10 protein-coding genes and 1 other RNA gene are annotated in these 12,565 nt (G+C 65.4%); 3 read left to right on the top strand and 8 right to left on the bottom strand.

Annotated elements, in window-relative coordinates; all coding sequences use genetic code 11:
• Positions 1 to 411: 411 nt before the first annotated feature.
• Positions 412 to 2,100, top strand: coding sequence for an FAD-dependent monooxygenase (locus AB4Y44_RS08670; RefSeq protein ID WP_368699235.1), 1,689 nt, complete (start codon positions 412 to 414; stop codon positions 2,098 to 2,100).
• Positions 2,101 to 2,146: 46 nt separating this feature from the next.
• Here AB4Y44_RS08670 and AB4Y44_RS08665 read toward each other — a convergent pair whose 3' ends face one another.
• From AB4Y44_RS08665 to AB4Y44_RS08650, 4 genes are read right to left on the bottom strand one after another with little or no spacing between them, the layout of a single operon-like run.
• A complete protein-coding gene (locus AB4Y44_RS08665) occupies positions 2,147 to 2,386 on the bottom strand; it encodes a formate dehydrogenase subunit delta (RefSeq protein WP_254316108.1) in 240 nt (79 codons plus the stop codon).
• A gap of 4 nt (positions 2,387 to 2,390) precedes the next feature.
• The gene (fdhF, locus tag AB4Y44_RS08660) at positions 2,391 to 5,327 is read right to left on the bottom strand and encodes a formate dehydrogenase subunit alpha (RefSeq protein ID WP_368699234.1); all 2,937 of its coding nucleotides are present in this window, start codon (positions 5,325 to 5,327) and stop codon (positions 2,391 to 2,393) included.
• A 13-nt stretch (positions 5,328 to 5,340) separates the two neighbouring features.
• Positions 5,341 to 6,912 (bottom strand): formate dehydrogenase beta subunit, encoded by a 1,572-nt coding sequence (locus AB4Y44_RS08655; RefSeq protein WP_368699233.1) that lies wholly within the window; start codon positions 6,910 to 6,912, stop codon positions 5,341 to 5,343.
• Complete coding sequence (locus AB4Y44_RS08650) at positions 6,909 to 7,421, bottom strand: NAD(P)H-dependent oxidoreductase subunit E (RefSeq protein WP_342925001.1); 513 nt, start codon at positions 7,419 to 7,421, stop codon at positions 6,909 to 6,911. The genes AB4Y44_RS08655 and AB4Y44_RS08650 overlap by 4 nt, the downstream gene beginning before the upstream one ends.
• Positions 7,422 to 7,551: 130 nt before the next feature.
• On the opposite strand from AB4Y44_RS08650, the gene AB4Y44_RS08645 reads away from it, so the two are divergent.
• Together AB4Y44_RS08645 and AB4Y44_RS08640 are read left to right on the top strand one after the other, a co-directional pair.
• Positions 7,552 to 8,649: a substrate-binding domain-containing protein gene (locus AB4Y44_RS08645; RefSeq protein ID WP_368699232.1), complete on the top strand. Its 1,098-nt coding sequence runs from the start codon at positions 7,552 to 7,554 to the stop codon at positions 8,647 to 8,649.
• 112 nt (positions 8,650 to 8,761) lie between these two features.
• Positions 8,762 to 9,028 (top strand): hypothetical protein, encoded by a 267-nt coding sequence (locus AB4Y44_RS08640; RefSeq protein WP_342924989.1) that lies wholly within the window; start codon positions 8,762 to 8,764, stop codon positions 9,026 to 9,028.
• Positions 9,029 to 9,222: 194 nt separating this feature from the next.
• Here the strand turns inward: AB4Y44_RS08640 and ssrA are convergent.
• From ssrA to ompA, 4 genes are all read right to left on the bottom strand, one after another.
• Positions 9,223 to 9,592, bottom strand: a transfer-messenger RNA (tmRNA) gene (gene ssrA, locus AB4Y44_RS08635).
• Between the two features lie 102 nt (positions 9,593 to 9,694).
• Entirely contained in the window at positions 9,695 to 10,417 is a 723-nt protein-coding gene (gene gph / locus AB4Y44_RS08630) for a phosphoglycolate phosphatase (RefSeq protein WP_342924988.1), read from the bottom strand.
• Positions 10,418 to 10,503: 86 nt separating this feature from the next.
• Positions 10,504 to 11,202 carry a bifunctional 2-polyprenyl-6-hydroxyphenol methylase/3-demethylubiquinol 3-O-methyltransferase UbiG gene (gene ubiG / locus AB4Y44_RS08625; RefSeq protein WP_342924987.1) on the bottom strand — a complete coding sequence of 233 codons (699 nt, stop codon included), beginning with the start codon at positions 11,200 to 11,202 and terminating at the stop codon, positions 10,504 to 10,506.
• Positions 11,203 to 11,416: 214 nt separating this feature from the next.
• The gene (gene ompA / locus AB4Y44_RS08620; RefSeq protein WP_042260999.1) at positions 11,417 to 12,061 is read right to left on the bottom strand and encodes an outer membrane protein OmpA; all 645 of its coding nucleotides are present in this window, start codon (positions 12,059 to 12,061) and stop codon (positions 11,417 to 11,419) included.
• Between the last annotated feature and the right edge of the window lie 504 nt (positions 12,062 to 12,565).

The following is a 12,565-nucleotide window of genomic DNA, read 5'->3' as shown; positions in this document are numbered from 1 at the left end:
CCCGCTCGATTCAGAGCGCATTTGATGCGCCGCCGCGCGACCGGTCCGGGCGCGGGCGATACACTAAGGGCCTGCTCGCATGAACAACAGGCTTGCGCTGGCCACCAGAAGGGCCGAGCGCAAGGATTGCGACGAAGCGAATACTCAACGTATTCGTGAGGAGCATGGCGCAGCGATCGGCCCTTCTGGTGGCCAGCCCCTGTAATGCAATTAGTTGGTTTGGGGAACGTGCCTTGCCGGCCGCATTGCAGCGTCGCGCGTCGCTTGTCCCCCAAGGGGATTTCCTTCGGGGCATTTGGCTCGGCCAAACGGCGCGCCGCCCTCCTTGCCCTGCAGTCGGCAAGGCGCGTTCGCAAGCCTGTTATTCATTTGAGCAGGCCCTTGTATCGTGTCGAGCGCATGGAGGTCTGCATGGCCGTGGCTTCTTCTCTCGCGCCCGTGCTCATCGTGGGCGCGGGACCCACCGGGCTTGCCGCCGCGATGAGTCTTGCGCGCGCGCATATCCCCGTGCGGCTGATCGATCGCGCGCCGCAGCCCGGACGCCACTCGCGGGCGATCGGCATTCAGGCGCGCACGCTCGAACTGTTCGAGCAGCATCGCATCGTCGAGCCGTTTCTCGAACTCGGCCACCGCGCGCATATCGCGAATCTCTATTCGAACGGCCAGCGCCGCGCGCGGCTCGACTTCGATCCGCTCTTCACGCGCTATCCCTATCTGCTCTTCATTGAACAGACGGTTACCGAACGCATCCTCGGCGGGCATCTCGCGACACTCGGCGTGGAGATCGAGCGCGGTTGCGAGCTGCTGGAGTACACCCAGGGCTCGGCCGGCGCGAGCGCGGAAGTGCGCCGGCCCGACGGGCGCGTCGAGTCGGTGCGCTGCGCTTACGTGATCGCCGCCGACGGCGCGCACAGCACTGTGCGCCATCGACTCGACATGAAGTTCGACGGCGAGACGATGGCGCAGTCGTTCCTGCTCGCCGACCTGAGCGCGAGCACGCCGTGGTCCGACGACGAGTTCCACATCTTCGCCTCGGGCGACGGCCTCGCCGCGCTCTTTCCGTTCGGCCACGGCCGCTACCGCCTGATCGCCGATCACAAGGCCATGCTGCCCGCCGCGCCCGAAGGCACGATCCCCGTGCCGACGCTGGCGGAATGCCGCGACATCATCCTGCAGCGCGTGCACCATCCGGTGTCCGTCTCGGACATGAGCTGGGCTTCTTACTTCAGCGTGAACAGCCGCATGGTGCGGCAGCTGCGCGTCGAGCGCACCTTCTTTGCCGGCGACGCCGCGCACGTGCACAGCCCCGCGGGCGCGCAGGGCTTGAACACGGGCATTCAGGAAGCCTTCAATCTGGGCTGGAAGATCGCCCGCGTGCACGCGCGCGGGGCGCCCGAGCGCCTGCTCGACACTTACCACGCGGAGCGTTATCCGATCGAGCGGCTGGTGCTGCAGCAGACGAGCTTCATGACGCAACTGGTGGAGGCCGATCACGGCCCGCTCAAGCTGCTGCGCGAGCGCGTGATGCCGGCGCTCGTCGCGCTCGGGCCGCTGCGCGACGCGGCGCGCCAGGCGGTGAGCGAGCTGTCGATCCAGTATCGCCGCAGCCCGCTCACGCTCGAGCGCGTGCTGGACGGCGGCCCCCGCGCGGGTGAGCGCGCCCCGGACGCATTCGTGCGCGTGGTGGACGGACCGCTCGGCAAGGCGCCGGGCAAGGGGCGCATCTTCGATCTGCACGACCCGGCGTGCTTTTCGTTGTTCCTGCTGGTGGAGGGCGACGCCGACGCGGCAGCGGCGAAAAACGGCGCAGAGGTGAGGACAACGCTCCAGCGTTTTGCCGAAGCCGTCGAGCGGCTGTTTCCGCAGGCGCTGCGGGTCTGGTGGATCGCTGAACTCGCCAACGGCGAGACGCCGCTGGCGGGCGAGGGCGCGGCCTCGCTAACCGAATCGTACGGGCGCACGCGGCCCGCGTTTTATCTGGTGCGGCCCGACGGCTACATCGGCGCGCGGGGGCGTCCCGCGTCGGACCTCAATGCGCTGCTGCGCCACTGCGAGACGTGGTACGCGGCGGCGGGATTTGCCCAGGCGCCGCCGATCTGAACCGCGCGGCGCCTTGCGTCTCATGTGACGGGCCGGCTGGCCCGGCTCAAGCCGCCGCGGGCATCAGCGCCTCGCGATGCTTCGTGAGCGAGGCGAGCACGATCTCCGTGAAGCCCGCTTGCTCGCCTTCGCCATCGAGCGCCGCGAGCAGCGTGCGGCGCATGCGCGGCTCCCAGAACTTGCGGATGTGCTCCGCGATGCCCGTGAGCGCCTCCTCGCGATCGGGCAGCGAGTCGAAGAACATGCCTATCTGGTTCGCCATTTCGATCAAGTGATCAGCTTTCATCGCTTTATTTCCCTGAGGTTGTAAGCGGTTCGCGCTTGCTGAGCAGCTCGAGCTGGGTGGTGTTGAAGCGCGAGTATTCGCGCTGCCACTCCGAGGGCTGCTGCACGTGGCTGACCTGCACGGCCGTCACCTTGTACTCGGGGCAGTTCGTGGCCCAGTCGGAGGCATCCGTGGTGATGACGTTCGCGCCCGACTCGGGGAAGTGGAACGTCGTATAGACCACGCCCGGCTGCATGCGCGTGCTGACCTTCGCGCGCAGCACGGTATGGCCCGCGCGCGATTCGATGCCTACCCAGTCGCCGTCGCGGATGCCGCGATCTTCGGCGTCCACCGGATGGATCTCGAGGCGATCCTCCTCGTGCCAGCGCGAGTTTTCGGTGCGGCGGGTTTGCGCGCCCACGTTGTACTGCGAGAGGATGCGGCCCGTCGTGAGCAGGAGCGGGAAGCGGCGCGTGACCTTCTCCGGCGAGGCGATGAACTTCGTGATGACGAACTTGCCCTTGCCGCGCACGAACTCGTCGATGTGCATGATCGGGGTGCCGTCGGGCGCTTCTTCGTTGCACGGCCACTGGATGCTGCCCATCTCGTCGATCTTCTTGTACGAGACGCCGTGGAAGGTGGGCGTGAGGCGCGCGATCTCATCCATGATCTGCGACGGATGCGTGTAGTCCATCTCGTAGCCGAGCGCACGCGAGAGCAGGATCGTCACTTCCCAGTCCGAGTAGCCGGCGATCGGCGGCATGACCTTGCGCACGCGCGAGATGCGGCGCTCGGCGTTGGTGAACGTGCCGTCCTTTTCGAGGAACGACGAGCCCGGCAGCAGCACGTGCGCGTACTTTGCCGTCTCGTTCAGGAAGATGTCCTGCACGACGATGCATTCCATCGACGAAAGCGCCGCCGCCACGTGCTGCGTGTTCGGGTCGGACTGAACGATGTCCTCGCCCTGGCAATAGAGGCCCATGAAGGTGCCGTCGAGCGCCGCTTCGAACATGTTCGGAATGCGCAGGCCCGGCTCGCTTTGCAGCGCGACGTTCCAGGCGTCTTCGAACAGGCCGCGCACGGTCGAGTCGCCCACGTGGCGATAGCCGGGCAGCTCGTGCGGGAACGAACCCATGTCGCACGAACCCTGCACGTTGTTCTGGCCGCGCAGCGGATTCACGCCCACGCCTTCGCGGCCGATATTGCCCGTGGCCATCGCGAGGTTGGCGATGCCCATCACCATGGTCGAGCCTTGTGCGTGTTCCGTGACGCCGAGGCCGTAGTAGATCGCCGAGTTGCCTTGCTGCGCGTAGAGGCGCGCGGCGGCGCGCACCTGCTCGGCCGGCACGCCGGTCACTTCGGCCATCGCTTCGGGCGAGTTTTCCGGCAGCGAGACGAAATCGCGCCATTGCTCGAACGCGCGCGTTTCGCAGCGCTCCGCCACGAACGCTTCATTCACGAGCCCTTCGGTGACGATCACGTGCGCGATCGAGTTGATCATCGCGACGTTGGTGCCCGGGCGCAGTTGCAGGTGATGCTCGGCCTTCACGTGCGCGGTGTCGACGATGTCGATGCGGCGCGGATCGACGACGATCAGCTTCGCGCCCTGACGCACGCGGCGCTTCAGGCGCGAGCCGAACACGGGGTGACCGTCGGTGGGGTTCGCGCCCACGACCATGATCACGTCGGAGTGATCGACGGAGGCGAAGGTCTGCGTGCCCGCCGATTCCCCGAGCGTCGTCTTGAGACCGTAGCCCGTGGGCGAGTGGCACACGCGTGCGCAGGTATCGACGTTGTTGTTGCCGAACGCGGCGCGCACGAGCTTTTGCACGAGGTAGGTTTCCTCGTTCGTGCAGCGCGACGACGTGATGCCGCCGATCGAATCGCGCCCGTGCTTCGCCTGGATGCGGCGGAACTCGCTTGCAGCGTAGTTGATCGCTTCGTCCCAGCTCACTTCGCGCCACGGATCGGTGATCTTCGCGCGGATCATCGGCTTCTTGATGCGGTCCTTGTGCGTGGCGTAGCCCCACGCGAAGCGGCCCTTCACGCAGGCATGGCCTTCGTTCGCCTGGCCGTTCTTGTGCGGGACCATGCGCACGACTTCGTTGCCCTTCATCTCGGCCTTGAACGAGCAGCCCACGCCGCAATAGGCGCAGGTCGTCACGACCGAGTGCTCGGCCTGGCCCAGCATCACGACGGTCTTTTCCTGCAGCGTCGCGGTCGGGCACGCGGCGACGCAGGCGCCGCACGACACGCACTCCGAGTCCATGAACGATTCGCTCGCGCCGGCAGCCACGCGCGATTCGAAGCCGCGCCCGGCAATGGTCAGCGCGAACGTGCCTTGCGTCTCTTCACACGCGCGCACGCAACGATTGCAGACGATGCACTTCGACGGGTCGTACGTGAAGTACGGATTCGATTCGTCCTTCTTGTCTTTCAGGTGATTCGCGCCGTCGAAGCCGTAGCGCACTTCGCGCAGGCCCGTCACACCGGCCATGTCCTGCAGCTCGCAGTCGCCGTTGGCGGGGCAGGTGAGGCAGTCGAGCGGGTGATCGGAGATGTACAGCTCCATCACGTTGCGGCGCAGCTTCTGCAGCTGGTTGCTTTGCGTGCGCACCTTCATGCCCGCTTCGACGGGCGTCGTGCACGAGGCGGGATAGCCGCGGCGGCCTTCGATTTCCACGAGGCACAGGCGGCACGAACCGAACGGTTCGAGCGAGTCGGTGGCGCAGAGCTTGGGCACGTTGATGCCGGCCTCGATCGAAGCGCGCATCACCGACGTGCCGGCCGGCACGGTGACGGACTGGCCGTCGATCTCGAGCGTGACGTCCACGTCGGCGTGGACCAGCGGCGTGCCGAAATCGGTATCGTCGAAGGGCGAGCGTTGCTTTTTCGCCTGGGACTTGCAGGCGCAATTGCCGGAACCGCAACCACCGGCCTGGTTCATGAGCATGTTGGACATGGTGGTTCCTCGTTCAGGCGGCCGCCGGTTGTTGGCCTGCTTGTTGGGCGACGGGTTCGAGACCGAAATCTTCAGGGAAATGGTTGAGTGCGGAGATCACCGGGTAGGGCGTCATGCCGCCCATCGCGCACAGCGAGCCGGACACCATCGTGTCGCACAGGTCGCGCAGCAGCGTGACCTGCTTTTCGGACGTGTCGCCCTTGCGGATCTTCGCGATCACCTCGACGCCGCGCGTCGAGCCGATGCGGCACGGCGTGCACTTGCCGCACGATTCGAGCGTGCAGAACTCCATGGCGTACTGCGCGAGTTCGGCGAGATTCGACGTGTCGTCGTGGACGACGAGGCCGCCGTGACCCACGACCGCGCCAACCGCCGCATACGCTTCGTAGTCCATGGGAATGTCCCACTGGCTTTCGGGCAGATAGGTGCCGAGCGGGCCGCCCACCTGCACGGCGCGCGCCGGACGGCCGCTGGCGGTGCCGCCGCCGTAGTCGACCATCAGCTCGCGCAAGGTCACGCCGAATGCAAGCTCCACGAGCCCACCGCGCGCGATATTGCCCGCGAGCTGGAACGGCAGCGTGCCGCGCGAGCGACCCATGCCGAAGTCCTTGTAGAATGCCGCGCCCCTGGCAAAGATGATCGGCACCGTGGCGAGCGTGATGACGTTGTTGATGACCGTGGGCTTGCCGTAGAGGCCGGAGAGCGCGGGCAGCGGCGGCTTGGCGCGCACGATGCCGCGCTTGCCTTCGAGCGACTCGAGCAGCGCCGTTTCCTCGCCGCACACGTAAGCGCCCGCGCCCTCGGCCACGAACAGCTCGAAGCGCTTACCGCTGCCGAGCACGTCGTCGCCGAGCCAGCCCGCCGCGCGTGCGCGGCGGATGGCTTCTTCGAGCGCATCGATCGAATGCGGATACTCGCTGCGCACGTAGATATGGCCAACGGTCGCGCCCACCGCGATGCCCGCGATCGTCATGCCTTCGATCAGCACGTACGGATCGCTTTCCATGACGAGGCGGTCGGAGAACGTGCCCGAATCGCCTTCGTCGGCATTGCAGACGATGTACTTCTGGTCGGCTTGCGCTTTCGCGACCGTGCGCCACTTGATGCCGGCCGGGAACGCCGCGCCGCCGCGGCCGCGCAGGCCCGACTCGACCAGCGCTTCGCAGATATCGGCGCCGGTCATCTTCAACGCATTGCGCAGCCCTTCGAGGCCGCCGTGGGCGACGTAGTCGTCGGTGGAAAGCGGGTCGGTGATGCCGATGCGCGCGAACGTGAGCCGCTGCTGCTTGCGCAGATACGGAATCTGCTCGACGAGGCCGACGCTGCGTGCGTGCTGGCCGCCTTGCAGGAAGCCGGCGTCGAAGAGGGCGCCGACTTCATCGGCTTCGACGTTCGCGTAGCCGACGCGGCCGTCCGGCGTTTCGATTTCGACGAGCGGTTCGAGATAAAGCAGGCCGCGCGAGCCGTTGCGCACGAGCTCGATGCTCGTGCCGCGCGCGGCGGCTTCGCGTTCGATGGCCTCGGCGATGGCGTCCGCGCCGAGCGCGAGGGCCGAGGAGTCGCGGGGAACGTAGACGCGGGTCATGCGGCCTCCTCGGTGCGCACGGTCGCGAGCGCGGCAGCGTAGAGCTTGTCGAACTTCTGCGGGGTCACTTTTGCGTGCAACGTGCCGTTAATCATCATGGCGGGCGAGAGCGCGCATTGGCCGAGGCAATAGACCGACTCCAGCGCGACCGGGCCGTCATGCGTGTGCGCGTGTCCGGCGTCGTGGCCGTGCTGTCCGAACCGGCAGCCGGTATGCGCCTCGACGTGCTGCGCGAGCGCCTCGCTGCCCATGCTGCGGCAGGCCTCGGCGCGGCACAGCTGGACCGTGACCGGCGCGGGCGGCGCAGTGCGGAAGTGGTGATAGTAGGTGATCACGCCGTGGACCTCGGCGCGCGAAAGATTCAGCGCCTTCGAGAGCGGCACGACCGTGGCCGGCGGCACGAAGCCGACTTCGTCCTGGATCGCATGCAGGATCGCAAGCAGTGTGCGGCCTGGTTGCGCGTGACGCTGGACGAGATCGTCCGGCGCGCTAACAGTTGTCTCTTCCATCATGGGGCTTCTCCTGGGCATATATGCACTTGTTATTCATAAAGTGTGCATCTATGCTGCGGTTGTCTTGTTGTCTGACCGAACAATAGGCCCGTGGAAAGGCGGACGCAATAGGAAGGAATATTTCATAATGATCAAGGTCGAGTGCCATGCGCAGCTAGTCGTGCGCGACGTGGAAGGCCGCGAGGCAAGCCTGACGGACGTTGTGCCGTTGCTTGCGCTCGTCGCCGAGGAAGGCAGCATTGCGCAGGCCGCGCAGCGTAAGGGTTTGTCCTATCGCCATGCGTGGGGCGTTTTGCGCGAAGTGGAGGAGCGCCTGGGGGGCGCGTTGATCGCGAAAGCGCGCGGCCGCGGGTCCGTGCTCTCCGAACTGGGCGAGGCCGTGCTGCGCTCGCAGCGCCTGTGCGGGGAGCGGCTGCAGGGCAACCTCGAGGCGCTGGCCAGTGAAGTGGCGAGCGACCTGAACCGCTGGCTCGCGCCCGATGCGCAGGATCTGCGCATCCATGCTTCGCACGGCTATGCGGTGGCGGCGCTCGTGACTGCGCTCGTCGCCGACCAGGTGCCCGTGGAGATCAAGTACCGCGACAGCGTCGACGCAATCACCGCGCTCGCGCGCGGCGAATGCGATCTCGCAGGCTTTCATCTGCCGCGCGGCGACTTTCGGGCCGCCTGCGCCAACGCCTACCGCGGCTGGCTCGATCCGCAGCGGCACGTGCTCATTCATCTCACGCAGCGCAAGCAGGGACTCCTGGTCGGACGCGGCAACCCGAAGCAGGTCACGGGTCTCGCCGACCTCGCGCGCGGCGATATCCGCTTCGTGAACCGGCAGCCGGGTTCGGGCACGCGCATGCTGATCGATCTGCTGCTGACACGCATCGGCGTCGATCCCGAGCGCGTGAACGGCTACGCGTCGTCGGAACTCACGCATTCGGCGATCGCCGCGTTCGTGGCCAGCGGGATGGCCGACGTGGGCTTCGGCGTAGCGCCGGCTGCGCACCATTTCGGGCTCGATTTCATCGAGATCGCCGACGAAGACTACTACTTTGCCTGCGATCGCGGCCATCTCGCGCACGAGCCGCTGGCGACCGTGCTGGGTTTGCTGCGCGGCGCGGGGTTCCGTGCGTCCGTTGCGCAACTGGAGGGATACGATCCGGCGTCGTGCGGCGACGTGGTGGAGCTCGAAGCCGCGTGGGGCGGGCCGCGCGAGGGCGAGGCACGGCCGTTGTAATAGAAGGCAACGGATTGGCCGGACTACGCTGCAGACTGAGGCGCTTTTTGTGATACTTTCAGTTTGTATTCGCTCTCACGTTTCAGTTGCGCGCCCGTCGCGCCGATCGACCATGAAATTTGTCCTCAAAGTTGGTGCTGCTGCCGCTACGGCGGCAGCGTTGTTGGCTACATTCAACGTTGCCTTTGCGCAGAACTCGCCGGGCGTGCCGGGTGGCATTCTGAGCGATCAGTTCAAGTTCAACGAGCATCCACAGATGCAGTTCGCCGCTTCGGCGCCGTCGGCCAAGTATCAGCATGGCAAGCCGAGCGCCGCACGCAAGCGTGGCGATCTGGGTGATCAGAACGGCTGTAATCTGCAGTGCCCGCAGGACAATTGATGACCTGGAGGCGCGCGCGAAAGTCGCGCCGCCTGTGGAGCAAAGAAAAACTCGCGAAGCCCGAACAGGCTGTCGCGAGTTTTTTTGTGCGCCGTGCCGCCGCGGCCGGCGTCGGGACCGTGGCAAGCAAAAAGCCCCGACAGCCTTGCGGCGCCGAGGCTCGAGTCCGTTCGTCGTGGACGACCGGAAATATCTGGTGGAGCCGGCGGGAATCGAACCCGCGTCCAGAAGCAGTCCATAACCAGTTCTACATGCGTAGTTCTGTCATTTGATTTAACCGGAGCGACGCGGACGAACACGCTGCGCTACGGCGATTCACTAGATTTTCGACCTTGGCGTCGTGACGCCACCAAGGCTTAACTGACGTAAATGACCTCTGGCGGTATTGCTACCGGTCTTGCGACGCTAGCCCGTCAGTGAGCCAGGCAGAGGACGGCGGCCGTTAGGCTGCCAGTGCGAACGTATCGTCGTTTGCAGTTACGTTTTTCCCATTGATTAACGAGGTGACGGGTCCTCGGCATGCCCTGATTACTTCGTAACCCCTGTCGAAACCAGGTCGGCCCCAGAGGAAGGGACAATTATCCCATAGTTCGCCATATGAGGCGAACCGCGCCCGGTTCAAGGGCGCGCGGGCTGTTCGCACTCAAACGCCGCTTTTACGTCGCCTCAGGCCGGCTTGCGGATGTGCTGAAGCAGGGCGAACAGCGTCGCCGTGGTGTCGGCGACATATTGCGCGCTCCACTGCGAGGGTGGCACGTCGTTGCCGCAGTAGCCATAGGCGGCGGCGATCGTCGCCATACCCGCCGCGGCGCCCGCCTGCACGTCGCGCAGATCGTCGCCGACGTAGACCACGCGCTGCGGCGCAATGCCGAGCGCCTCGGCCGCGTGCAGCAACGGCGCCGGATGCGGCTTGGAATAGGGCGTCGTGTCGCCGCTCACCACGCAGCTTGCGCGCGTGTCCAGATGCATCAGCTTCACGAGCGGCTCGGTGAGACGGGCGACCTTGTTGGTCACGATGCCCCAGCGCACGCCGCGGGCGTCGAGGTCGTCGAGGACCGCGTCGATACCCGCGAAGAGCGCCGTTTCGATGCGCAGATTCGCCTCGTAGTTGGCGAGAAACTCCTCACGCATGGCGGCGAACTCGCGATCGTCGGGGCCGATCCCGAACGCGCCGCCAAGCAGGCCGCGCGCGCCCGCCGAAGCAAGCGGACGCAGCTTCTCGAGCGGCGTGGGCGCGAGGCCGCGCGCGTGGCGCATCTGGTTGACGGCGGCGGCGAGGTCGGGGGCCGTATCGGCGAGCGTGCCGTCGAAGTCGAACAGCACGGCGCCGCAGGCGGCAAGCGCTGCGGCGCTGTCCGCGGCAGGTTGGGCGTTCGTGGGTGAGTTCATGTCTGGAAGCAATGGCGCGGCGCGCCGGTGTGCAGGAAATGCCGCCGGAGCAGGGGGAACCGGCGGCGCCGCTCGTGCATATGCCGTCAGGCGTCGCGCCGGCAGGCGATCATGTAATTGACGCTGGAGTCGTTCGAAAGCGCGAAGTGCCGCGTGAGCGGGTTATACGTGATGCCCTTGATCTCGGCGACGTGCAGGCCGGCGTCGCGCACGAACGCGGCAAGCTCCGAGGGGCGGATGAAGCGCGCGTAGTCGTGCGTGCCCTTGGGCAGCATCTGCGCGATGTATTCCGCGCCGATTACGGCGAGCAGATACGACTTCACGTTGCGATTGAGCGTCGAAAAGAACACCCAGCCGCCAGGCTTCACGAGCGTTGCGCAGGCCTTCACGACCTCGGCGGGCTGTGGCACGTGTTCGAGCATTTCCATGCAGGTCACGACGTCGAACGACGCCGGTTCGCGCGCGGCGATCGCTTCGGCCGCGATCAGCTCGTAGTCCACCGTCACGCCGCTCTCGAGGCTATGCAGGTCGGCCACGCCGAGCGCCTCGCGCGACAGGTCGATGCCTTTTACGGTTGCGCCAAGCCCCGCCATCGATTCGGAGAGGATGCCGCCGCCGCAGCCGATGTCGAGCACGCGCTTGGACGGCAGATGCGCATGGCTGTCTATCCAGCGCAGGCGAACGGGGTTGAGTTCGTGCAGCGGCTTGAATTCGGCGTTCGGGTCCCACCAGCGATGAGCGAGATCGCTGAATTTCTGCAGCTCGTGGGGATCGGCATTCGTCATGTCGTGGCAGCCTGAAGCGCGGTGCGGGTCGGAAAGAATAAGCCCCGAGTATACAGGCGGGTGCACAGGGCAGCAAAATGCCGCGCCGTGCCGTCAGGCTTTCCGGAACGATCAAGCCGCGCGGAGACAGGCGAAATGAAAGAAGGATAAAACGCGGGATAAAAAAAGCCCCGCCGAAGCGGGGCTTTTGAGACTTGCGGTCGAGAGCTCGCGATTACTGCTTTTGCGTGCCGACGACTTCGACTTCCACGCGACGGTCCGGTGCGAGGCAGGCGATGAGAGCCTTGCGGTTCTTCTGGTTGCAGCCCGTCGTAACCGGGTTGCGCTTGCCCTTGCCTTCCGTGTAGATACGCTCTGCCGGAACGCCCTTGCTGACCAGGTACGACTTGACGGCTTGCGCACGGCGCAGCGACAGACGGTCGTTGTAGGCAACCGAGCCGATACGGTCGGTGTAGCCCGTCGCGACGACGACTTCGAGGTTCAGAGCCTGGATCTTGCTTGCCAGGTCGTCCAGCTTTTCCTTGCCAGCCGGCTTCAGGATGGCCTTGTCGAAGTCGAACAGGGCGTCAGCCTGGTACGTGATCTTCTGGCTGGTGATGGCCGGCGGCGGCGGAGCGACCGGCGGCTGCGGTGCCTGGGCGACCAGGGCGCCATCGCACTTGGCGTTGGCGGTGGCCGGCGTCCAGAATGCATCGCGCCAGCAAAGCTCGTTCGTGCCGTTCATCCACACGTATTCGCCGGTACCATTCACCCAGTTGTCATTGACGGCTTGTCGCGACGCCGGCACCGATTGTGCCTGAGCGGATGCAGCCACAACTGCGGTAGCTGCAATGAACGCGAGCTTTGAAAGTTTATTCATATTTCTCCTCTCGAAATTGAGATTACCGCAGGTTTACTGCGAGCCATATGACGAAGACAAGTCATACATTGCTCGAAGTATAACATTGGCAAGTTGTGGGGAACGCTTTGCGTTGTGTAGACTTCGAGCAGTGTCTAACTTTGTGCGTTGGCATTTTGCCATATCGTTCCCCTCCAACGATAAAAAAAATCCGCCCCTTTCACTGCGGTTGGTCGAACGTGGTACGCCCGCAACAAAAAAGTTCCCTTAATTTTACCTGGTATTGCGCCTGGGTAGCGTGAGCGTCACACATTGTCATCCAAATCGGTGGCGATGCATCCGATTCCGGTTCTCACTGCGGCGTTTGCGCCACGCTCAAGGCGCTTTTGAGCCGTTCGGCTTCACTCCTCTAATAGGTATACGCAGACGGCGGGCGAGGGTGTCGTGCATGGTAGAATTGCGTGATGCGCTGCGTCCGCGGCGTCCATGCGACAGCTGGGCGTCCCGCGGTGACTGCGGCGACCT

The sequence above is a fragment of the Paraburkholderia sp. BR10937 genome, from assembly GCF_040965695.1.
GTDB lineage: Bacteria > Pseudomonadota > Gammaproteobacteria > Burkholderiales > Burkholderiaceae > Paraburkholderia.
Note: the sequence above shows the minus strand (reverse complement) of the source record. Positions and strands in the feature narration are given on the sequence as shown.